Origin of the sequence: Streptomyces sp. NPDC013187 (assembly GCF_042899705.1) — a bacterium.
In the GTDB taxonomy this organism is placed as follows: Bacteria; Actinomycetota; Actinomycetes; order Streptomycetales; family Streptomycetaceae; genus Streptomyces; species Streptomyces hawaiiensis_A.
This window is the reverse complement of sequence record NZ_JBIBAF010000015.1, coordinates 32,763-53,896: the sequence shown is the minus strand read 5'-3', so window position 1 is coordinate 53,896 and position 21,134 is coordinate 32,763. Positions and strand designations below refer to the sequence as shown.

Here is a 21,134-nt window from a genome sequence, read left to right as displayed (position 1 = left end):
GCACCGCTTCCGAGGCGCGGCCACCAAGGGGGCCGGGCAAGCCGCTGACGGAAGCCCGCTGACGGAAGCCCCCCGGCGGACGCACCGCTTCCGAGGCGCGGCGGGCCGCTACCTGCGCCCCTCCCGGCCGGTGCACCGCCGAGCGCAGGGCCGCACGCCGCTCGGTCCGGCCCACGCCGGCACCGTACGACCGTTGGAGCCGCCGATGCCGTCCGCCGTCCGTCTTCCGTACGTGTCCCTGCCGGTGCTGCTGGCGCTGCTGCTCGTTCTGGCGGGTGCCGGGTCCGTCGGGGCGGTGGACCGGCCCGACGTCGAGCTGTCCAAGGCCCAGGCGGGCACGGGTGGTTCGGTCACGGTCAGCGGCACCGGCTGGCGGCCGCGTGCCCTGCTGACGCTGCTCGTGTGCGGGCAGGCCGAGCCGCGGCGGGGCGTGACCGGCGGCACCAACTCCTGTGCCAACGCCGACGGCCGGGCCGTCACCACCGGCGCCGACGGGCGATTCCGCCGCGAACTGCCCGTCGTGGAGCCGCCCGTGCCGTGTCCCTGCGTGGTGCACGTGGCCACCGTGACAGGAGCCGCGGCCGAGGCGGACGCGGCCCTCCAGGTCGCCGGGCACGCGGTCGAGCCACTGCCCGCGGAAGCGGCCGGCGGACGGCTGTCCCTGCTCGCGGACACCCGGTTGCGCGGCTCCGGGGGCCTGCTCACTTGGTTCGGCTCCCCGCCCGCTCGGACCCTCGTGATCACCGTCGGCAACGTCGGCACGTCCCCCGTGAAGAACCCGGTCTTCCAGGTCGGCACCGCGCACGGCGTGTACGCCCCCGAGTGGCAGGACCAACGCTGGCGCGGCACGATCCGGCCCGGCGGCAAGGCCCGCATCGAACTGCCCGTGGAACTCGGCGCCGGGGCGCACGGCGACTACACCGTGTCGCTGAAATACGGCGGCAAAGTGCTCGCCGAACACCCCTGGGGCGTGGACCGCCCCTGGGGCGTGACTCTGTTCTGGGTCCTCGTCCTCCTGGTCGTACCGGCGGCGCTGGTGCGCGGCGGACTGGCCGTGATCGACCACGTACGGCCCCGCCGCCCGGGTCACGCGGCCCGCCCGGCCCGCCGCCTGCCGCTGCCGGCTCCCCGCCGGGCCCCTGCCACGCCCTGGTTCGCCCCGGACGGCGACCCACCGGGATCGACCGGGACATGAGGACCGGGACATGAGGACCGGGACATGAGGACCGGGACATGAGGAAGGGCCGCCACACCGGGGGTGTGACGGCCCTTCTCCCGAAAACGGGCGGCATTGATCAGTGGACGTCGCCCATCAGGGACTTGACCTTCCTGCGGTACATGTACACCGCAAGACCGGCGAGCACGGCGAGCACGGCCTCCGCGGCGACCGCACCGGTGCCGCTCAGGTCCACGCCGCCGACGGCCGGGTTGGAGAGCAGACCCGTCACCGAGTCACCCGCGGTGACCGCGAGGAACCAGACGCCCATCATCTGGCTGGCGTACTTGGCCGGGGCCATCTTCGTCGTCACGGACAGGCCGACCGGCGAGAGGCACAGCTCACCGACGGTCTGGATCAGGTAGATGCCCACCAGCCACATCGGGCTGACCGGCGTGTCACCGCCGGCCATGCCCAGCGGCAGCAGGAAGAAGAAGAACGAGACACCGATGAAGAACAGCGCCGCGGCGAACTTGGCGACGGTGCTCGGCTCCTTGCCCTTGCGGTTCAGCCACAGCCAGAACCAGGCGAAGACCGGGGCCAGCGCCATGATGAACACCGGGTTCAGCGACTGGTACCAGGAGGACGGGAAGTCGAAGCCGAGCAGCGAGCCGGAAGCCTTCGTCTCACCGAACGCCTGGACCGTGGATCCGCCCTGGTCGTAGATCATCCAGAACGCGGCGGCCGCGACGAAGAACCAGATGTAGCCGGTCATCTTCGACTGCTCGACCGTGCTGAGCTCCTTGTCCCGCTTGATGCGGATCAGCACGCCGGCCGGGATGACCAGGCCGATGACCGTCAGCGGGATCATCGCCCAGTTCAGGGTGAAGTGGCCGGTGAGACCGACGACGCCGTAGAAGACGGTCGCGACGATCAGCCACAGCAGGCCCTTGCGCAGCCATGACGCGCGCTCCTCGGCCGCCAGCGGCTTGGGCACCACGTTGCTCTGCGGGCTGAGGTTGCGGGTGCCGAGGAGGAAGGCGATGAGGCCGATGCCCATGCCGACCGCGGCCAGGCCGAAGCCGAGGTGCCAGCTGACCTGCTGGCCGACGGTGCCGATGATCAGCGGCGCGAAGAAGGCACCCATGTTGATGCCCATGTAGAAGATCGTGAAGCCACCGTCACGGCGCGGGTCGTCCGGGCCGTCGTAGAGGTGGCCGACCATCGTGGAGATGTTGGCCTTCAGCAGGCCGGAGCCGAGCGCGACCAGGGCCAGACCGGCGAAGAAGGGCGCCTGGCCGCCGGGCAGGGCCAGGACCAGGTGGCCCGCCATGATCGTGACGGCCGCGATCGCCACCGTCCTGCGCGGCCCCCAGACGCGGTCGCCGAGCCAGCCGCCGGGCATGGCGAGCAGGTACACCATCGACAGGTACACCGAGTAGATCGCCGTCGTCGTGGCGAGGTCCATGCCCAGGCCGCCGCCCATGCTGCCCTTCTTGGCGTCCGGTCCGCCGGAGAGCAGGTAGACGACGAGCAGGGCCCGCATGCCGTAGAAGCTGAACCGCTCCCACATCTCGGTCATGAACAGAGTGGCCAGTCCGCGGGGGTGGCCGAAGAAGGTCTTCTCGGAACCGGGGGTGCCCGGTCGGGCGGAGTCCTTCGTCAGGCTGGACGCCATGGTCGTTCCTTGCTGCTCGGGACGCGCCCCGCAGCAGCGGTGGTGCGCCCGGTGGGGGTATGCCGGCACCGGTGGGCGGTCGCCACCGGGATCCACGCCTCTACGCGCGTCGCCGCACTGCGAGGCCCGGCCACAGGTCGTTTCACGTCGGGGGGCCGGCGGAACCGGCCCGCACACAAAAGAGACCCTCAGGGCAAATGGCCTCTGAAGGGTCGCCGTGGTGCTACAGGCGTTGATTCACCATACGGCAGGACACCACCCCATATGGAAGGACTTGAGACACGGATCACAGGTGTCGGGGGAACCGCACGCTGGTTTCCAAGGTCCTTCGACGATCCCACCTCATAGGCGCAGGTTCTTACGCGTACCTCAGAAACGTAAGAACCGAGCAAGCAGAGGGTAAGAATCAAGGGTTCCGGTCACACCCCAGCTCAGGGCGTCGCAGGTCTACCATCACCTCATGACCCGTGTACTGCTCGCCGAGGACGATGCGTCCATCTCGGAGCCGCTGGCCCGTGCTCTGCGCCGGGAGGGCTACGAGGTCGAGGTCCGTGAGGACGGACCCACCGCTCTCGACGCCGGACTGCAGGGTGGCGTCGATCTGGTCGTGCTCGACCTCGGTCTGCCCGGCATGGACGGCCTGGAGGTGGCGCGTCGCCTGCGTGGCGAAGGCCATGCCATCCCGATCCTCATCCTGACCGCGCGCGCCGACGAGGTGGACACCGTCGTCGGGCTCGACGCGGGCGCCGACGACTACGTCACCAAGCCGTTCCGGCTCGCCGAGCTGCTCGCCCGGGTGCGGGCCCTGCTCCGGCGCGGCGTCTCCGAGCCGCAGCAGCCGCCCGCCACGCACGGCGTGCGCATCGACGTCGAGTCGCACCGCGCCTGGATGGGCGAGGAGGAGCTCCAGCTCACCGCCAAGGAGTTCGACCTGCTGCGGGTGCTGGTGCGCGACGCGGGCCGGGTCGTCACCCGCGACCAACTGATGCGGGAGGTCTGGGACACGACCTGGTGGTCGTCGACCAAGACCCTCGACATGCACATCTCCTGGCTGCGCAAGAAGCTCGGCGACGACGCGGCCAACCCCCGCTACATCGCCACCGTGCGCGGTGTGGGTTTCCGTTTCGAGAAGAGCTGAGCCGCGAGGCGGGCTCGGGTAACAGGACATGCGTCGCCGACTGATCCAGTCCACGCTCGCCGTGGTGCTCGTCGTGATCGCCGTCTTCGGCGTCTCCCTCGTCATCGTCGAGACCCGGACGATCAGCAACAGCGCCCAGGAGCGGGTGGAGTCCGAGGCGGTCCGGCTGGCCAGCATCGTCGACAGCCGGCTCTTCGGGGCGCAGCAGGTCGACGCGGAGGTGCTGCGCGAGCAGGTCACGCAGGACCGCTACTACGCGGTGATCCGCATCCCCGGCGAGTCGCCCATCCAGGTCGGCGACAAGCCGGACGGTGACGTCATCACCGCGACCGCGCCCGGCGAGGAGGGCGAGACGGTCACCGTCTCGGAGCCGCGCTCCTCGGTGACCCGGGAGGTCGGGCGGACGCTGCTGATCATCGCGCTGGTCGCGCTGCTGGCGGTGGTGGCCGCGGTGCTGCTTGCGGTCCGCCAGGCGAACCGGCTGGCATCGCCGCTGACCGACCTCGCGGAGACGGCCGAGCGGCTCGGCTCGGGCGATCCGCGGCCCCGGCACAAGCGGTACGGGGTGCCCGAGCTGGACCGGGTGGCGGACGTGCTGGACGGCTCCGCCGAGCGCATCGCCCGCATGCTGACGGCCGAACGCCGCTTGGCCGCCGACGCCTCCCACCAGCTGCGCACGCCGCTCACGGCGCTGTCGATGCGGCTTGAGGAGATCACCCTCACCGACGACCCGGACACGGTGAAGGAGGAGGCGACGATCGCGCTGACGCAGGTCGAGCGGCTCACGGACGTCGTGGAGCGGCTGCTGACCAACTCCCGCGACCCGCGCACCGGCTCCGCCGTCTCCTTCGACCTCGACGAGGTCATCCAGCAGCAGCTCGCCGAGTGGCGGCCGGCCTACCGCAGCGCGGGACGGGCGATCGTCAGCTCCGGCAAACGGCATCTGCGCGCGGTGGGCACGCCCGGCGCGGTCGCGCAGGTGCTGGCCGCGCTGATCGAGAACTCCCTCATGCACGGCGGCGGCACGGTGGCCCTGCGTACTCGCGTCACCGGCAACCAGGCGGTCATCGAGGTCACGGACGAGGGCTCGGGCGTCCCCGCCGACCTGGGCGCCCGCATCTTCGAACGGGCGATCAGCGGCCGCAACTCCACGGGCATCGGCCTGGCGGTCGCCCGCGACCTCGCGGAGGCCGACGGCGGCCGTCTGGAGATGCTCCAGACCAAACCCCCGGTCTTCGGCCTGTTCCTGTCCCGCACCCCCCTGCACAAGCCCGCGGACGACGAGGAGCCGATGGTCCGCTAGGGCCGGGTGCGGGAGGGCTACGGCACCTGCTGCTTCGTCTTCGGGTGGCCGGCGGGCCCGGTTCGCGGGGCCGGCTCCCGGGCGGGCAGTGCGCGGAAGACCCAGGAACGGTAGGACCAGAAGCGGAACAGGGTCGCGATGCCGATGCCCAGGAACTTGAAGACGTTGTTCTGGAGCGGCGTGTTCCAGCCGAAGCCGTAGGTGGCCACGTACAGGACGCCGTTCTCGATGACCAGGCCGATCGCGCTGAACAGCAGGAACAGGGTCATCTCACGCGTACGGCGGCTCTTGTCGCGGTCGCGGTACGTGAAGTAGCGGAAGCCGACGTAGTTGAAGACGATCGCCACGACGGTCGCGATGACGCTCGCGCGGACCACCTGGAGGTCGGTGGTGTGGCGTACGAGGTTGAAGACGAGCAGGTTGACCAGCACCCCGGCACCGCCCACGGCGCCGAACTTGGCGACTTCGCGAACGACCCGTCGGAGTCGGGAGGCACCATGTCCCATGGTCGTACAGGCCCCCGTCCGTTCGTCGGCGTCAACCCAGCCATGCTAACCACCCTCCCGCGCGATCTTCCTGCCGATACCGGTGGGCGGCCGGAGATGGTCCGGGCGGGGCCGGTGAGGGGCAGGAAACCGGTCACCCTGGCGCGGCCGATACCCTGGGGGCGTGACGTTCCCGGTAGTCGGCATGGTCGGCGGTGGCCAGCTCGCTCGTATGACACACGAGGCGGGCATCCCGCTGGGCATCAGGTTCAAGCTCCTCAGTGACACCCCGCAGGACTCCGCTGCGCAGGTCGTGAGCGATGTCGTCGTCGGCGACTATCGCGACCTCGACACGCTGCGCGAGTTCGCCCGGGGGTGCGATGTGATCACCTTCGATCACGAACACGTACCCACCGAGCACCTCCGGGCCCTGGAGGCGGACGGCATCCCCGTCCGCCCCGGCCCCGACGCGCTCGTGCACGCCCAGGACAAGGGGGTGATGCGCGCGAGACTCGACGCGATCGGCGTCCCCTGCCCCAGACACAGGATCGTCTCCGATCCGCAGGACGTGGCCGCCTTCGCGGCCGAGGGCGAGGGATTCCCCGTCGTCCTCAAGACCGTCCGCGGCGGCTACGACGGCAAGGGCGTGTGGGTCGTCGACTCCGTCGAGGAGGCCGCCGACCCGTTCAAGGCCGGTGTCCCCGTGCTCGCCGAGGAGAAGGTCGACTACGTCCGGGAGCTGGCCGCCAACGTCGTGCGCTCGCCGCACGGCCAGGCCGTGGCCTACCCGGTGGTGGAGTCGCAGCAGGTGAACGGCGTCTGCGACACGGTCATCGCCCCGGCGCCCGACCTCGACGAGGCCCTCGCCCTGGAGGCCTCCGAGATGGCCCTGAACATCGCCAAGGAGCTCGACGTCGTCGGGCACCTCGCCGTCGAGCTGTTCCAGACCCGCGACGGCCGGATCCTCGTCAACGAGCTCGCGATGCGCCCGCACAACTCCGGCCACTGGTCGATGGACGGCGCGGTGACCAGCCAGTTCGCCAACCACGTCCGCGCGGTCTTGGACCTGCCCCTCGGCGACCCGCGCCCGCGCGCCCCGTGGACGGTCATGGTCAACGTCCTCGGCGGCGACTACCCGGACATGTACTCCGCGTACCTGCACTGCATGGCCCGCGACCCCCAGCTCAAGATCCACATGTACGGCAAGGACGTGAAGCCCGGCCGCAAGGTCGGCCACGTCAACACCTACGGCGACGACCTGGACGACGTGCTGGAGCGCGCCCGTCACGCAGCCGGCTACCTGAGAGGCACCATCACCGAATGAGCCCTGTTGTTGGCATCGTCATGGGGTCGGACTCCGACTGGCCCGTCATGGAGGCCGCCGCCAAGGCCCTCGACGAGTTCGAGATCGCCTACGAGGTCGACGTCGTCTCCGCGCACCGCATGCCGCGCGAGATGGTCGCCTACGGCGAGCAGGCCGACGGCCGAGGGCTCAAGGTGATCATCGCCGGGGCGGGCGGTGCCGCCCACCTGCCCGGCATGCTCGCCTCCGTGACCCCGCTGCCGGTCATCGGCGTGCCGGTGCCGCTGAAGTACCTCGACGGCATGGACAGCCTCCTGTCCATCGTGCAGATGCCGGCGGGTGTCCCCGTCGCCACGGTCTCCGTCGCCGGTGCCCGCAACGCCGGTCTGCTGGCGGCCCGCATCCTCGCCGCGCACGACGAGGAACTGCGCGGCCGGATGCGCGACTTCCAGCAGGAACTGAACGACCAGGCCACCGAGAAGGGCAAGCGTCTGCGCTCCAAGGTCGAGGGCTCGGGCGGATTCGGCTTCGGCGCGGGGAAGTGACGGCGATGACCTCCCAGGAGGCGGCCCGGGAGCTCCTGCGCGAGTTCCCGGTCGTCGACGGCCACAACGACCTGCCCTGGGCGCTGCGCGAGCAGGTTCGCTACGACCTCGACGCCCGGGACATCGCCGCCGACCAGAGCGCCCATCTGCACACCGACATCCCCCGGCTGCGCGCGGGCGGGGTCGGCGCGCAGTACTGGTCGGTGTACGTCCGCACGGACTCACCCGACCCGGTCGCGGCCACGCTCGAACAGATCGACTGCGTTCGGCAGCTGCTGACCCGCCACCCCGAGGACCTGCGCCCCGCGCTCACCGCCGCCGACATGGAGGCCGCGCGCGGGGAGGGCCGTATCGCCTCCCTCATGGGTGCGGAGGGCGGGCACTCCATCGCCAACTCCCTGGGCACCCTGCGCGGCCTGCACGGGCTCGGCGTGCGGTACCTCACCCTGACCCACAACGACAACGTCGACTGGGCGGACTCCGCGACCGACGAGCCGAAGGCCGGTGGTCTGACCGCGTTCGGCCGTGAGGTCGTCCGGGAGATGAACCGGCTCGGGATGCTCGTCGACCTGTCCCACGTGGCGGCGACGACCATGCGGGACGCGCTCGACGCGAGCTCGGCCCCGGTGATCTTCTCCCACTCGTCCTCACGGGCGGTGTGCGACCACCCGCGCAACATCCCGGACGACGTCCTGGAGCGGCTGCCCGCCAACGGCGGCATCGCGATGGTGACGTTCGTGCCGAAGTTCGTGCTCCAGGCCGCCGTGGACTGGACGGCCGCGGCCGACGAGAACATGCGCGCCCACGGCTTCCACCACCTCGACACCACCGCGGAGGCCATGAAGGTGCACCGCGCCTTCGAGGAGCGGCACCCGCGCCCGGTCGCGACGGTGTCGACGGTGGCCGACCACCTGGACCACATGCGCGAGGCGGCCGGCATCGACCACCTCGGCATCGGCGGCGACTACGACGGCACGGCCTTCACGCCCGACGGCCTCGCCGACGTCTCCGGCTACCCGAACCTCCTCGCGGAACTGCTCGACCGCGGCTGGTCCAAGGCCGATCTGGCCAAGCTGACCTGGAAGAACGCGGTCCGCGTCCTGGACGCGGCGGAGGACGTCGCCCGGGGTCTTCAGGCGACGCGGTCGCCGTCCAACGCCACGATCGAGTCGCTGGACGCGCCCGCCGGCTGAGCGTCGAGGGCGGGGTAGTCGGTGTAGCCGGTCGCCCCGCCCACGTACATGAACGAACCCTCGCGCATCGCGTTCAGCGGTGCCCCGGTCCGCAGCCGCGTCACCAGGTCCGGGTTGGCGAGGAAGGGCCGGCCCAGGGCGATCAGGTCGGCCCCGGCGGCCAGCAGCGCCCCGGAGGCCCGGTGCACCTCCTCGGTGGAGACCTCCTTCAGCACCGGATTGCCGATCAGCACGCCGGGCCAGGCGGCGCGTACGTCCCGGAACACCGCCGTGTCCGGGTCGGCGTGCACCAGGTGCAGATAGGCCAGGTCCAGCCCGCCGAGCCGCTCGGCGAGCGCCGGGTAGAGCTCGTCCGTCTCGCCCTCCGCGATGCCGTTGACGGTGTTGCCGGGGGAGACCCGCAGCCCCGTGCGTCCGGCCCCGATCTCGGCGGCCACGGCCTCGGTCACCTCGGCGGTGAACCGGAGGCGGGCGGCGACGGAGCCGCCGTAGCCGTCGGTGCGGAGGTTGGTGTTCCGGGCGAGGAACTGGTGCAGCAGATGGCCGTTGGCGGAGTGCACCTCCACGCCCTCGAAGCCGGCGTCGATGGCGTTGCGGGCGGCTTTCGCGAAGTCGGCGACGGTGGTGCGGATGTCCTCGGCGGTCATCTCCCGGGGGACGACGGACGGCAGGCGCCCCTGTGGCGTGTGGATCGTCTCCGGCAGCGGGACGGGTGAGGGCGCGACCGGCGTGAGCCCGCTGGTCGCGGGGTGGCCGACCCGGCCGCCGTGCTGGAGCTGGAGGAACATCCGCCCGCCCGCGTCCCGCACCGCATCGGTGACCTGCCGCCAGCCGGCCACGTGCGCCGGACTGTGGACGGCGGTGATGTTCGGGTACGTCTGCCCGGCCGGGTTCGGTGTCGAGGCCTCGGCGATGATCAGCCCGGCCGAGGCGCGCTGGGCGTAGTACGTGGCCATGAGCGGGGTCGGGGTGCCGTCGGCCTCGGCCCGGTTCCTGGTCAGCGGAGCCATCACCAGACGGCTGGGCAGCCGAAGCCCGGGCAGACGGGCCGCTTCGAAGAGTGCTGTCGAGAACGTCATGCCGGTACGCTAGAACCTGACACTGATGTCAGATTCAAGTCCGGGGGTGGCACGTGCGGATCGGTGAACTGGCCCGGCGCACCGGCGTGAGCGAGCGGTCGCTGCGCTACTACGAGAAGCAGGGGATGCTGTCCGCCGAGCGCACCCCGGGCGGGCACCGGGAGTACCCGGAGGCGGCCGTGGACCGGGTCATCCGGATCCAGGAACTGTTCGCGGCGGGGCTAGGCAGCGAGAAGATCGTCCAGTTGCTGCCCTGCATGCGGGACACCGACGGCGGCCCGTCCGTCGTCGCCACCCCGAAGCTGGTCGGCGACCTCGTCGCCGAGCGCGCCCGCATCGACCGGATGATCGCCGATCTGGTCCGCTCGCGGGACACCCTGGACGAGGTGATCGAGGCCGCCCGGCTGTCCTGAGGGCCCTCGCGCGCGAGGCCGGCGCGTACTCCGAACGCCCCGCCCACCAGGAACCACGTCCCACTCCGTGCGACGGTGACCGTACCTCACGAACGACCGTACGGAGCCGCCATGGCAGATCTCCAGGACGACCTGCGCACCGCCGCCGCGGCCGCCGGCGAGTTCGACGAGCTGGCCGGGCCGTACCCCGACGAGGGCCTTGTGACGTCGGAGCCCTACGAGCCGGTCTCGGACCCGGACGACGCGCCCATGACCCGGGCCCGCGCGATCCTCGCCGCCCACCCCGTCGCCGACGGCTACAACGGGCTGCCCTGGGCGCTCAAGCGCCTGTCCTGGTACGACCTGGAGGACGGCGAGAGCACCGTCGACACGGACGTACCCCGGCTGCGCAGCGGCCATGTGGGCGCCCTGTTCTGGTCGTTGCACCTGCCCGAGGGCCTCGACGGCGACCGGGCCGTCGGCGCCACCCTGGAGCAACTGGACCTGGCGAAGACCATCGTGCGCACCTGCGAGGAGGGGCTGCGGCCGGCCTGCACGGCCGGGCAGGTCGCCGACGCCCGTAACTGCGGCCGCGTCGCCGTGCTCCTCGGTCCCGCCGGTGCCCCGGCCCTGGGTGACTCGCTCGGCATCCTGCGCCAGCTGCACCTGCTCGGCCTGCGTGTCCTCACCCTGACCGGGGTGTCGTGGGCGAGCGACGCGGGGCTGACCCGGTTCGGTGAGGAGGTGGTGCGCGAGATGAACCGCCTCGGCGTGATCGCGGACCTCTCGGGAGCCTCCGCGCAGACCCTGCGCCGGGCCCTGAGCCTCTCCCGGGCCCCCGTGCTGTGCAGCCGCTCCGCGGCCCGGAGCCTGCGCCCCCACCCCGCCAACCTCCCCGACGACCTGCTGGCGGAGCTGGGCGCGGCCAAGGGGCTGTGCCTGGTGCCGCTGACCGCCGAGCAAGCGGGCCCCACCGTCCGCGACGTCGCCGACCACCTCGACCACATCCGGGACGTGGCCGGAGCACAGAGCGTCGGACTGTCCGGCACCTACGACTCCGGGACGGCCCACCCTCAGGAGCTCGCCGACACCTCCTGCTATCCCCGACTGGTCGCCGAGCTGCTGCGGCGCGGCTGGGAGGAGGCCGATGTGGCCCAGCTGACGTGGGGCAACGTCCAGCGCGTCCTGCGGGGGGCCGACTTCACGGCCCGCGCCGCCCAGCAGCGCCGGGAGCCTTCGACGGCGACGATCTCGGAGCTGGACGGGTAGCGGACTCGTAGGCCGGGCGACCCCGTCGGGCCTGGCGACCGGGCGTACCGCTCGGGTCGTTCGCGCTGCCCGGCCCGAACGACCCGAGCGGTCCTGCCCGGCTGATCGTCCTGCCCGCCCCGAAGCCGTCCTGCCCGGCTAGTCGTGCTCGATCCGGCACAGGCAGAACGGATGTCCCACCGGGTCGGCGTAGACGCGGAAGCCCTTCTTCTCGTCGTCCTCCTTGTCCAGCACCCGCGCGCCCAGCGCCAGCACCCGCTCCTCGGCCGCGTCGATCTCCTCCCAGGTCGAGCCGCCGTCGAAGTCCAGGTGGAACTGCTGGGCGTTCTGGTCCGCCCGCGGCCACTCCGGGGCGGTGTAGCCCGGGGAGCGCTGGAAGGCGAGCCGGGGTCCGCCGGGGACACGGAGCACCACCCAGTCGGGGTCGTCGTCCTCCGGCGTACCGCCGCCGACCTGCGCGTAGAAGCGGGCCAGCGCGCGGGGATCGGGACAGTCGACGACCACGGAACGGAAACGTGCCACGGCGGACATGGGACCTCCAGAGGTCAGCAGGCGCAGAGGCAGAACGGGTGCCCGGCCGGATCGGCGTAAACCCGGAAGGATCGCTTCCGGTCCTCGGCGTCCAGCGCCTTCGCGCCGAGGGCCAGCACGCCTTTCTCGGCCGCGTCCAGGTCGTCCACCACCAGGTCGAGGTGGAACTGCTGGGAGCCGTCCGATGACGGCCACTGCGGCGGTACATGTCCGGGAGCGGCCTGGAAGGCCAAGGGGGTGCCGCCCGGCACCTTCAGGTCGATCCACACGTCGTCCCCGTCGGTCTCCACCGTCGGCGTGCCCCCGAGCACCTCGGCGTAGAAACCGGCCAGCGCATGCGGGTCGGGACAGTCCAGGACGACGACACCCAGCTTGGCGAGAGCCATGACTTCCTCCTCGAAGTCGGCGTTACCCCCAGAAGCGGGTAACCAGTAACCGTTACTGCATGCTCCCCCATTGGCGGTAACCTCGCAAGCGAATGTGCGAGAGGTACGGTCCAGCCATGATGGAGAGATCGCCCGCGCCCGGCGGCCTGACCCTGGTCGAGGCCCTGGTGAACACGCTGGACATCGAGTCCGGTGTCGACGCGCTGGACACGCCGGAGGGCCGGCAGCGCCTCGGCATCACCGCGGACGACACCGACCGGGCCCGCATCCTGCGCGAGTCCCTGCGCGCGACCCTGCTCGCCCACGCCGGCCACCCGCCGCACCGCGAGGTCACCCCGCTCGGCGTGCTCCTGGCCGAAGCCCCGCTCCTCGTCACCGTCGACGCGGCGGACGGCTCGGCCGCCCTGGTCCCCGCCGGCGACCGCTCCCTGTACGCACGCGTGGCCGCCGCCGTCGCCGAGGCCCTGGTCGCCGGCACCTGGACCCGTCTCAAGGCCTGCGAGGCCGCCGACTGCCACTGGGCCTACTACGACCGCAGCCCGGCCGGACGGGGCCGCTGGTGCTCCATGCAGGTCTGCGGGGCCCGCGCGAAGATGCGCCGCTACCGGGCCAAGGAGGTGTAGAGGGCCTCCGGAGGATCTCCGCGGCGTCGCGACGCCCGGCACGCTCCGCCCGGAAGCCCTCCGGCCGCCCCGCCGCACCTCCGGGTGGTGCAGAATGCACGAAGACGCCGGTTCGGCCGACTGAGCCTCGGCCGAACCGGCGTCGCCTGTCTCACGCCTGACGCGCTCAGGCCCTGGGACGCCCCATCGCCCGGTACGTCCAGCCGGCCTTGCGCCACAGCTCCGGGTCCAGGGCGTTGCGGCCGTCCAGGATGACCCGGGCCGCCGCGACCTCGCCGAGGGCCTCGGTGTCCAGCTCCCGGAACTCCCGCCACTCCGTCAGATGCAGCACGATGTCGGCGCCGCGCACGGCGTCCAGTGCCGAGTCGGCGTAGCCGAGGGTCGGGAACACACTGCGGGCGTTGTCCATGCCCTTCGGGTCGTAGACCGTGACCTGGCCGCCCTGGAGGTGGATCTGCCCGGCCACGTTGAGCGCGGGGGAGTCCCGGACGTCGTCCGAGTCGGGCTTGAAGGTCGCGCCCAGCACCGCCACCCGCTTGCCCAGGAACGGCCCGCCGCCCAGCGCCTGCCGGGCCAGCTCCACCATCTGCCCGCGCTGGCGCATGTTGATCGAGTCGATCTCCCGCAGGAACGTCAGCGCCTGGTCCGCGCCCAGCTCACCCGCGCGCGCCATGAACGCCCGGATGTCCTTCGGCAGGCAGCCTCCGCCGAACCCGATCCCGGCCCGCAGGAACTTCCTGCCGATCCGGTCGTCGTAGCCGATGGCCTCCGCCAGCTTGGCGACGTCACCGCCCGCGGCCTCGCACACCTCCGCCATCGCGTTGATGAACGAGATCTTCGTGGCGAGGAAGGAGTTCGCGGAGGTCTTCACCAGCTCCGAGGTCGGGAAGTCCGTCACCACGAACGGCGAGCCCTCGGCGATCGGCGTCGCGTACACCTCCCGCAGCAGCTTCTCGGCCCGCTCACTGCGCACGCCCACCACGAGACGGTCGGGGTGCAGCGTGTCGTCCACGGCGAACCCCTCGCGCAGGAACTCCGGGTTCCACGCCAGCTCGGCGTCCTGACCGGCGGGGGCGTGCGCGGCCAGGTAGGCGGCGAGGCGGTCCGCGGAGCCGACCGGCACGGTCGACTTCCCGACGACCAGCGCCGGGCCGTGCAGATGCGGGGCGAGAGAGGCGAACGCGGAGTCGACGTAGCTCATGTCGCAGGCGTACTCGCCGTGCCGCTGCGGGGTGTTCACACACACGAAGTGCACATCGCCGAAGGCGCCGACCTCGGCCCAGTCCTGGGTGAAGCGCAGGCGTCCGCTGGAGCCCTCGATGCCGGCCACGTGCCTGCGCAGCAACTCCTCGAGGCCCGGCTCGTACATCGGGGCCTCGGCGCGCTCCAGCTTCTCGATCTTCTCGCGCACGACGTCGAGGGCGAGCACCTCGAAGCCCAGCTCGGCCATGGCCGCCGCGTGTGTCGCGCCGAGATAACCGGTGCCGATCACGGTGATCTTCAGGGCCATGGGTGCTCCAGGGGTCTACGGCATGCGGTGCGCGCCCGAGCATAGCCGGGGCATGGCGGCGCGCTTCACTGGGCAACTTCTCCGCTGTCGCCTAGCTCACGTATCACTCGGGTGGGCTACCCCATAAACTTTTGATTACTTAACGGTAGTTAGCGTCACCATCGCAGCGTTTTGGAGCGTGAGAGACCTTGGCCGGATCGGCTGACTTCGACCTGTACCGCCCGTCCGAGGAGCACGACATGCTCCGTGACGCCGTCCGCTCCCTGGCCGAGGCGAAGATCGCGCCGCACGCCGCCGCGGTGGACGAGGAGGCCCGCTTCCCCCGCGAGGCCCTCCAAGCGCTGGTCGCGAACGACCTGCACGCCGTGCACGTGCCCGAGGAGTACGGCGGCTCCGGCGCCGACGCGCTGGCCACCGTCATAGTGATCGAGGAGGTCGCGCGCGTCTGCGCCTCGTCCTCCCTCATCCCGGCCGTCAACAAGCTGGGCTCCCTGCCGGTGATCCTCTCCGGCTCCGAGGACCTGAAGAAGAAGTACATGACCCCGCTCGCCAAGGGCGACGGCATGTTCTCCTACTGCCTCTCCGAGCCGGACGCCGGCTCCGACGCCGCCGGCATGAAGACCAAGGCCGTCCGCGACGGCGACTTCTGGGTCCTCAACGGCGTGAAGCGCTGGATCACCAACGCCGGCGAGTCCGAGTACTACACGGTGATGGCCGTCACCGACCCCGCCAAGCGCTCCAAGGGCATCTCCGCCTTCGTCGTGGAGAAGTCCGACGAGGGCGTGTCCTTCGGTGCCCCCGAGAAGAAGCTCGGCATCAAGGGCTCCCCGACCCGCGAGGTCTACCTCGACAACGTCCGCATCCCCGCGGACCGCATGATCGGCGAGGAGGGCACCGGCTTCGCCACGGCGATGAAGACCCTCGACCACACCCGCATCACCATCGCCGCGCAGGCCCTCGGCATCGCCCAGGGCGCCCTCGACTACGCCAAGGGCTACGTCCAGGAGCGCAAGCAGTTCGGCAAGCCGATCGCCGACTTCCAGGGCATCCAGTTCATGCTCGCCGACATGGCCATGAAGATCTCGGCCGCCCGGGCCCTGACCTACCAGGCCGCAGCCGCCTCCCAGCGCGTGGACGCCGACCTCACCTACCTGGGCGCCGCCGCCAAGTGCTTCGCCTCGGACGTGGCGATGGAGGTCACGACGGACGCGGTCCAGCTCCTCGGCGGCTACGGCTACACCCGCGACTACCCGGTGGAGCGCATGATGCGCGACGCCAAGATCACGCAGATTTATGAGGGCACGAACCAAGTCCAGCGGATCGTGATGGCGAGGAACCTGCCTTAGCAGGGTTTTTGCAGGTCAGAAGCTGTTTCGAAGGTCCGGAGGGACACCCTCGGCTTTCTGCCCGTCGCGGCCCGATCAGGACCGTTCCTGGGCGTCATGCTGGGGGAATCCTGGGGGGATGCCGGGCTGAAAACGGCCACTGACCTGCACAAACAACGCAGCCCCCGGCGTACTTGCCGGGGGCTGTCGTCGTACGTGGATCAGGCCACCTCTGTCGCTTCCGTGGGGTCGTCCGCGCCGGGCGTCAGCATGGTTGCGATGGCTGCACGGCCGCGCTGCTCGGCCCCTTCGAAGATGTAGTGGTAGTGCTCCCTGAGCACGTCAGTACTGCTGTGGCCCATCCAGTCGGCCCCGTCGTTCCCGGGGACTCCGGCGTACAGCAGCCGCGACCCGTAGTAGTGCCGGAGCGAGTGGACCCTGTCGCAGATCAAGTCCAGGGCGTCGCTGCTTTGCTGAAGCGGCACGGCTGGAGCTGCCAGGTTCCCGCCCGCCGGGCCATCGAGCGGGACGAGGCGGCGGTGGCCGGCTGGGTGAAGGAGACCTGGCCTGACGTGGAAGGACCGTGGCGGCGCTCGACGCCTGGCTCGTCTTCGAAGACGAAGCCGGATTCTCGATGACGCCGCCCACCACCCGCACCTGGTCGCGCAGCGGCCATACTCCCGTCGTCCGGGTCAGGGGGCGCTCCCGCGTCTCTCGGTGGCCGCCCTGCTCTGCTACAAGGCCGGACAGCCCTCCCCGCTGATCTGCCGTCTCTGCCCCGATGCCCGACCGGACGGGCGCAAGAGCTTCTGCCGCCCTACGCACCCCACCTCAACCCGGCGGAAAGCCTGTGGTCCGTGCTGCGGCGCACCAGCCAGGCGAACCGGGCCTTCGCCGACCCCGACGGCCTGATCACCGCCATCCGGCGCGACCTTCACCAACTCCAGTACCCACACGACGTCTTCGACGGCTGCCTCACCGGCACCGGACTACGCAAACCACCATGACGATGTCACGCACTCGTGGTCAGTAATGGTAGGGGAGGGCGCGAAGCGCGCGGCCTACGTCCTTGCCGTAGATGCGCTGTACGTCCATGCCGGGAAGGCTCGGCATTTCGGCCCAGTGCGTGACCATTTCCTCGCAGGCCGGCCCACCGATGGGGAAGCGGACCACGCCGTCGGAGTCGTAAAAGCAGTTCTCGATGATCTCTCCGGTTTCCTCCACTGGATGGATGCGACGGAAGTACATGGGGAGTACCAGCCAGAACTCCTGCCCGGAGAGCGAGTCGGGGTCATCCTCCTGCTCGCCCGGATAGCGACCGGTCACGGCTGCGAGGATGCCGGCACCGTCGTAGGGGAGTCGCTCGTCGGCTCGGATCCATTCGACTGTCGTATTCATGCTTTGCTTTCTGGCCGAGAGGCGTAGGTGAGTGCCAGTCCACCCGGTCTCGTGGCTCGCCGCATCGGGGATGTCCCCCAGCACGCCCCTGAGATCACTCCAACCCTGCTTCACCGACGACCTGGGCGATGATCACGTTCTCGTCCCCGCTTTGGAACCACTCGGCCGCCTCCGACCGCAACTTCGCCCGGAAGGCCCGCCGTTCGTCCGTCAGTCCACCACCCTGCGCATACCTCATACAGGCGGCATACCGCTCAGTGCAACGGACCGTGTGGCCCATGCAACGTTCACGATCTTCGGCGACAGCAGGGTGCACGCGGACACCCGGGACGCTGCTGCCACCTTTACGCAGCCCAGCCAGGTCGAGTTGTACGCCCGAGCCCTTTGACCGGCTCTCGCAGGTGGCCGCAAGGGGTGCAGCGGAAATGCTGGGGGAGTCCCCCCTCAACGCCAGATCACCTGTGACGCACCCAGATCTACGAGGGCACCAACCAGGTCCAGCGCGTCGTCATGGCGCGCAACCTGCCGTAGCCCCGTCTCCGGGGGCCGGACGTCCGGCCCCCGGCGTTCTCACAGGAAGCGCCGGATCGGGGTCACCGCGGCCTCCGCGAGGCGCATGGGCAGGGGCCGCCGCCTCCAGCGGCGGGGGTCGATCGGCTCGCTCCGCTCCCGGTCGGCCTCGAAGTCGGCGTCGAGCCGAGCGGTGAAGTCCTCGTCGAGGACGGCCAGGACGACCTCCTCGTCGTGCTCCATGGAGCGGCGGTTGAAGTTCGTGGAGCCGATGAGGGAGCAGACCCCGTCCACCGTCATGATCTTCGTGTGGAGCATCGTCGGCTGGTACTCCCGCACGTCCACACCGGCGTCGACGAGCGTCTGGTAGTGCTGCCGCCCGGCCAGCAGGCACGCCCGCTGGTCGGTGTGCGGTCCGGGGAGCAGGATCTCGACTCTGACCCCGCGACGGGCCGCCGCGGCCAGGAGGTCGACGAAGTAGGTGTCGGGGGCGAAGTAGGCCGTGGCCAGCCGCAGCCGCTCCTGCGCCGAGGTGATCAGGACCCGCAGGACCGTCTGCATGTCCTGCCAGCCGAAGGAGGCGGAGCCCCGCACGACCTGGACCGTGGCCTGTCCCGGCTGCTCCTGGGCGGTGAAGCGGTCGTGCTGGTCGTAGAGGTCGTCGTGACACTCGGCCCAGTTCTGGGCGAAGGCCGCGGCGATGCCGTCCACGGCGGGCCCGCGGACCCGGACGTGGGTGTCGCGCCACTCGTCGGGGTTGCGCGCGTCACCGCACCACTCCTCCGCGATGCCCACGCCACCGGTGAAGGCCGTGTGCTCGTCGGTGACCAGCACCTTGCGGTGGCAGCGGTGGTTCTGCCGCATCGGTGACAGGCGCGTGGGTCTGCGGAACCAGGCCACCTGGACGCCCGCCTCGTCCATGGCCTCTAGCAGGTCCCGCTCTATCTCCTTGGCCCCGAAGCCGTCCAGCAGCAGCCGCACCCGGACACCCGCGCGGGCCCGCTCGGCCAGAGCGTCGGCGAACTCGTGGGCGACCTCGCCGCGCCAGTACACGAACGTCATCATGTCGACGGTGTGCTCGGCGGCCCGGATGGCGGCCAGCATCGCGGGGAAGATCTCGTCGCCGTTGCGCAGCGGCACCAGTTCGTTGCCCTCGGTCGCGGCGATGCCGATCAACCGCTCCAGCCGTCTGCGCAGCCGCAGTTTCTGTTCCTCAGGTCCTCTCGCCTGCGGCCCGCTCTCCGTCTCCCGCGCCCGCCGTTCGCCATACATCTGCTGCGTCATGTGTGGGTCTCCCCCTGCACGATTGCCCCGCCCCGCCCTGCCGCGCCCCGCCCTGCGCCGGGCCCCGCGCGCCTGCAACCCCTTTTTGCCGCTGTCGGCGCTTTCACGCAGAGACCGTTGAGTCGTGCCTCACAGGCGAAGACGGCAGCACGCGGGAGCGTCAGCCCTGTGGTGCTCATGGGGCCGGAGGCGTAGGACAGAGGAGCGGGCGCCGATCCGCGGCTCCCGCCATTCCCTGGGAGGACGTCATGACCCAGCAGCCCGCCACCACCACCCCGCTGAGCAAGGAGATGCAGGACTGCGTCCAGACCTGCATGACGTGCCACAGCGTGTGCGAGGAGACCATGAGCTCCTGCCTGCAGATGGGCGGCCCGGCCCAGATGCAGATCATGCGCGCGGTCATGGACTGCGCCGAGATGACGCGCATGTGCGCCGACATGATGATGCGCCGTTCGCCCCTGATGGCCGAGATGTGCGCGATGTGCGCCCGGGCCTGTGACATGTGCGCCGAGGCGTGTATGTCCATGCCGGAGGACGCGCAGATGATGCGCTGCGCCGAGGCCTGTCGCCGCTGCGCCGAGTCGTGCCGCTCGATGTCGGGCGCATCGATGTGAGAACCGCCTCACGGCGAAGGGGGCACCCGCCCGGGTGCCCCCTTCGCCTCGCGTGCCCGCTCAGTTGCCGGAGACGGTGACCGGGTCGTCGTTCTTCAGCTCGTTCACCAGGGTCTTCACCTTCGCGGTGTTCCACTGGAGGTTGCCGTTGGGGCTGTTGCCGGCGATCGGCATGTTCATCGACTTGCCCTCGCCGCCGCTCACGCCCTTCATCGCCCAGAACATGGACGCCAGGTCGAACAGGCTCATGTCCTTGTCGACCACGAGGGTGTCCAGGCCGGCGCTCATGGTCGGGTACAGCTTGAAGGGGTTCAGGACCGTGCCCGGAGTGGCGACCTGGTTGGCCAGCGCCGACAGGAACTTCTGCTGGTTCTTCGTGCGGTCCAGGTCGGAGCCCCTGAGGGCGTAGCGGGTGCGGACGAAGGCGAGGGCCTGCTCGCCGTCGAGGGTCTGCGTGCCCTTCTTGAGGTCCGCGCCGGACTTGGTGTCCTTGATGTCCTGCGGGATGTTCATCTCGACGCCGCCGACCGCGTCCACGATGTTCGCGAAGCCGGCGAAGCCGATCTCCACGTAGTGGTCGATGTGCAGGCCCGTGTTGGCCTCCACGGTGCGGACCAGCAGCTCCGGGCCGTCCTCGGCGTAGGCCGCGTTCAGCTTCGTCTGGCGGCCGGTGGCCGGGTAGAGCTTGCCGGAGTCGGAGCCCTTGAACGACGGGATGGTGACGTTCGAGTCACGCGGGAGCGAGATCAGGGTCGGGGCGCCGCCGCCGGTGTGCAGGATCATCATCGAGTCCGTGCGCTTGCCTTCGGCGGACCCGGTGTGCAGCTTCTTCTTCTCCTCGGCCGACATGCCCTTGCGGCTGTCGGAGCCGACGATCAGGTAGTTCGTGCCCTCGCCCGCCTCCGGACGGTCGATGACCTTCGACAGGTCGACCTCGCGGTTGAGCTTGGAGTCGGCCCAGAAGTAGGTGCCGACGCTCGTCACGACCAGCAGCGTCACCAGCGTGATGGCCGTCACCTTGATACGGCGGCGCCAGTTCGGCGCGGGACGCGGCTCGTACATGCCGTCGCCCGGGCCGCCGGGGCCCCTGCCGCCGGGGGAGCCGTAGACCTGGCCGGTGTTGTAGCCGCTGTCGTAGCCGTCACCGGGGCCGTAGCCGCCGCCGTCCACGTAGGACGGCTGCTGCGGTACGCCGCCGCCGTACGGCGGGGCGCCGCCGTATCCCGCCTGCCCGGGCGATGCCCCCGGGCCGCGGCGGACCTGCCGCATGACGCGGGCGCTCTCGGGCTGTGAGCTCGAGCTGCCGCGTCCGAAGCGGTTGCCGCGGTTGTCACCGGAGAATCCCTCGGGCCAGTCATTCATGCGCCCCAGTGTGCAGGTCCCCGTAGTGCGCCATACAAGAGTCGTCGGAA

The 21,134-nt window shown here is 70.7% G+C and carries 22 protein-coding genes and 2 pseudogenes; 13 read left to right on the top strand and 11 right to left on the bottom strand.

The annotated features are described in order from the left end of the window. Positions 1–205: 205 nt before the first annotated feature. The gene (locus tag ACFY5B_RS29255; protein ID WP_389975268.1) at positions 206–1,195 is read left to right on the top strand and encodes a hypothetical protein; all 990 of its coding nucleotides are present in this window, start codon (positions 206–208) and stop codon (positions 1,193–1,195) included. A gap of 100 nt (positions 1,196–1,295) precedes the next feature. On the opposite strand, the gene ACFY5B_RS29250 is transcribed toward ACFY5B_RS29255, so the two are convergent. Then, on the bottom strand, positions 1,296–2,834 hold the full coding sequence (locus ACFY5B_RS29250; protein WP_389974833.1) for a peptide MFS transporter: 1,539 nt from the start codon (positions 2,832–2,834) through the stop codon (positions 1,296–1,298). A gap of 460 nt (positions 2,835–3,294) precedes the next feature. Here ACFY5B_RS29250 and ACFY5B_RS29245 point away from each other — a divergent pair, with 460 nt between their 5' ends. After that, entirely contained in the window at positions 3,295–3,972 is a 678-nt protein-coding gene (locus tag ACFY5B_RS29245; protein ID WP_053675697.1) for a response regulator transcription factor, read from the top strand. A gap of 28 nt (positions 3,973–4,000) precedes the next feature. Next, positions 4,001–5,275 (top strand): ATP-binding protein, encoded by a 1,275-nt coding sequence (locus ACFY5B_RS29240; RefSeq protein ID WP_389974829.1) that lies wholly within the window; start codon positions 4,001–4,003, stop codon positions 5,273–5,275. A gap of 17 nt (positions 5,276–5,292) precedes the next feature. Here ACFY5B_RS29240 and ACFY5B_RS29235 read toward each other — a convergent pair whose 3' ends face one another. Then, on the bottom strand, positions 5,293–5,781 hold the full coding sequence (locus tag ACFY5B_RS29235) for a GtrA family protein (RefSeq protein WP_389974826.1): 489 nt from the start codon (positions 5,779–5,781) through the stop codon (positions 5,293–5,295). A 163-nt stretch (positions 5,782–5,944) separates the two neighbouring features. On the opposite strand from ACFY5B_RS29235, the gene ACFY5B_RS29230 reads away from it, so the two are divergent. The 3 genes from ACFY5B_RS29230 to ACFY5B_RS29220 are packed head-to-tail and all read left to right on the top strand — an operon-like array spanning position 5,945 to position 8,801. Continuing rightward, on the top strand, positions 5,945–7,084 hold the full coding sequence (locus ACFY5B_RS29230; RefSeq protein ID WP_389974823.1) for a 5-(carboxyamino)imidazole ribonucleotide synthase: 1,140 nt from the start codon (positions 5,945–5,947) through the stop codon (positions 7,082–7,084). Further along, a complete protein-coding gene (gene purE / locus ACFY5B_RS29225; RefSeq protein ID WP_078885255.1) occupies positions 7,081–7,608 on the top strand; it encodes a 5-(carboxyamino)imidazole ribonucleotide mutase in 528 nt (175 codons plus the stop codon). Before ACFY5B_RS29230 ends, purE begins: the two co-directional genes overlap by 4 nt. Positions 7,609–7,613: 5 nt before the next feature. After that, entirely contained in the window at positions 7,614–8,801 is a 1,188-nt protein-coding gene (locus ACFY5B_RS29220; RefSeq protein ID WP_389974819.1) for a dipeptidase, read from the top strand. Here ACFY5B_RS29220 and ACFY5B_RS29215 read toward each other — a convergent pair. Then, positions 8,741–9,880, bottom strand: a complete 1,140-nt coding sequence (locus ACFY5B_RS29215) for an alkene reductase (RefSeq protein ID WP_389974816.1) — start codon at positions 9,878–9,880, stop codon at positions 8,741–8,743. The genes ACFY5B_RS29220 and ACFY5B_RS29215 overlap by 61 nt on opposite strands. Before the next feature lie 53 nt (positions 9,881–9,933). Here ACFY5B_RS29215 and ACFY5B_RS29210 point away from each other — a divergent pair, with 53 nt between their 5' ends. Continuing rightward, positions 9,934–10,293: a MerR family transcriptional regulator gene (locus tag ACFY5B_RS29210; protein ID WP_389974813.1), complete on the top strand. Its 360-nt coding sequence runs from the start codon at positions 9,934–9,936 to the stop codon at positions 10,291–10,293. A 111-nt stretch (positions 10,294–10,404) separates the two neighbouring features. After that, on the top strand, positions 10,405–11,541 hold the full coding sequence (locus tag ACFY5B_RS29205; protein WP_389974810.1) for a dipeptidase: 1,137 nt from the start codon (positions 10,405–10,407) through the stop codon (positions 11,539–11,541). 138 nt (positions 11,542–11,679) lie between these two features. Here the strand turns inward: ACFY5B_RS29205 and ACFY5B_RS29200 are convergent, their stop codons facing one another. Further along, positions 11,680–12,072, bottom strand: a complete 393-nt coding sequence (locus ACFY5B_RS29200) for a VOC family protein (RefSeq protein WP_389974807.1) — start codon at positions 12,070–12,072, stop codon at positions 11,680–11,682. 14 nt (positions 12,073–12,086) lie between these two features. Then, positions 12,087–12,458, bottom strand: coding sequence for a VOC family protein (locus tag ACFY5B_RS29195; protein ID WP_389974804.1), 372 nt, complete (start codon positions 12,456–12,458; stop codon positions 12,087–12,089). 116 nt (positions 12,459–12,574) lie between these two features. On the opposite strand from ACFY5B_RS29195, the gene ACFY5B_RS29190 reads away from it, so the two are divergent. Continuing rightward, a complete protein-coding gene (locus tag ACFY5B_RS29190; RefSeq protein WP_389974801.1) occupies positions 12,575–13,081 on the top strand; it encodes a CGNR zinc finger domain-containing protein in 507 nt (168 codons plus the stop codon). 166 nt (positions 13,082–13,247) lie between these two features. On the opposite strand, the gene ACFY5B_RS29185 is transcribed toward ACFY5B_RS29190, so the two are convergent. Then, entirely contained in the window at positions 13,248–14,591 is a 1,344-nt protein-coding gene (locus tag ACFY5B_RS29185; protein ID WP_389974798.1) for a UDP-glucose dehydrogenase family protein, read from the bottom strand. 188 nt (positions 14,592–14,779) lie between these two features. Between ACFY5B_RS29185 and ACFY5B_RS29180 the strand changes: the two genes are divergently transcribed. After that, entirely contained in the window at positions 14,780–15,937 is a 1,158-nt protein-coding gene (locus ACFY5B_RS29180; RefSeq protein ID WP_389974795.1) for an acyl-CoA dehydrogenase family protein, read from the top strand. A 200-nt stretch (positions 15,938–16,137) separates the two neighbouring features. Here ACFY5B_RS29180 and ACFY5B_RS29175 read toward each other — a convergent pair whose 3' ends face one another. Beyond that, positions 16,138–16,401: a hypothetical protein gene (locus tag ACFY5B_RS29175; protein ID WP_389975286.1), complete on the bottom strand. Its 264-nt coding sequence runs from the start codon at positions 16,399–16,401 to the stop codon at positions 16,138–16,140. Between ACFY5B_RS29175 and ACFY5B_RS29170 the strand changes: the two are divergent. Beyond that, positions 16,369–16,554, top strand: a pseudogene (locus ACFY5B_RS29170) (winged helix-turn-helix domain-containing protein); the annotation flags it as partial. The gene ACFY5B_RS29175 and the pseudogene ACFY5B_RS29170 sit on opposite strands and share 33 nt — an antisense overlap. Continuing rightward, positions 16,551–16,923, top strand: a pseudogene (locus ACFY5B_RS29165) (transposase). The pseudogenes ACFY5B_RS29170 and ACFY5B_RS29165, both read left to right, overlap by 4 nt. Before the next feature lie 19 nt (positions 16,924–16,942). Here the strand turns inward: ACFY5B_RS29165 and ACFY5B_RS29160 are convergent. The 3 genes from ACFY5B_RS29160 to ACFY5B_RS29150 all read right to left on the bottom strand — a co-directional run bounded on the left by ACFY5B_RS29160 (position 16,943) and on the right by ACFY5B_RS29150 (position 19,108). Continuing rightward, positions 16,943–17,314: an AQJ64_40280 family protein gene (locus ACFY5B_RS29160; protein ID WP_389974791.1), complete on the bottom strand. Its 372-nt coding sequence runs from the start codon at positions 17,312–17,314 to the stop codon at positions 16,943–16,945. Between the two features lie 94 nt (positions 17,315–17,408). Next, the gene (locus ACFY5B_RS29155; RefSeq protein WP_389974788.1) at positions 17,409–17,552 is read right to left on the bottom strand and encodes a hypothetical protein; all 144 of its coding nucleotides are present in this window, start codon (positions 17,550–17,552) and stop codon (positions 17,409–17,411) included. A 332-nt stretch (positions 17,553–17,884) separates the two neighbouring features. Beyond that, complete coding sequence (locus ACFY5B_RS29150; RefSeq protein WP_389974785.1) at positions 17,885–19,108, bottom strand: phosphatidylserine/phosphatidylglycerophosphate/cardiolipin synthase family protein; 1,224 nt, start codon at positions 19,106–19,108, stop codon at positions 17,885–17,887. Between the two features lie 248 nt (positions 19,109–19,356). Here ACFY5B_RS29150 and ACFY5B_RS29145 point away from each other — a divergent pair, with 248 nt between their 5' ends. Continuing rightward, entirely contained in the window at positions 19,357–19,722 is a 366-nt protein-coding gene (locus tag ACFY5B_RS29145; RefSeq protein WP_104780261.1) for a four-helix bundle copper-binding protein, read from the top strand. A gap of 60 nt (positions 19,723–19,782) precedes the next feature. Here the strand turns inward: ACFY5B_RS29145 and ACFY5B_RS29140 are convergent, their stop codons facing one another. Beyond that, on the bottom strand, positions 19,783–21,084 hold the full coding sequence (locus ACFY5B_RS29140; RefSeq protein WP_389974782.1) for an LCP family protein: 1,302 nt from the start codon (positions 21,082–21,084) through the stop codon (positions 19,783–19,785). Positions 21,085–21,134: the final 50 nt, after the last annotated feature.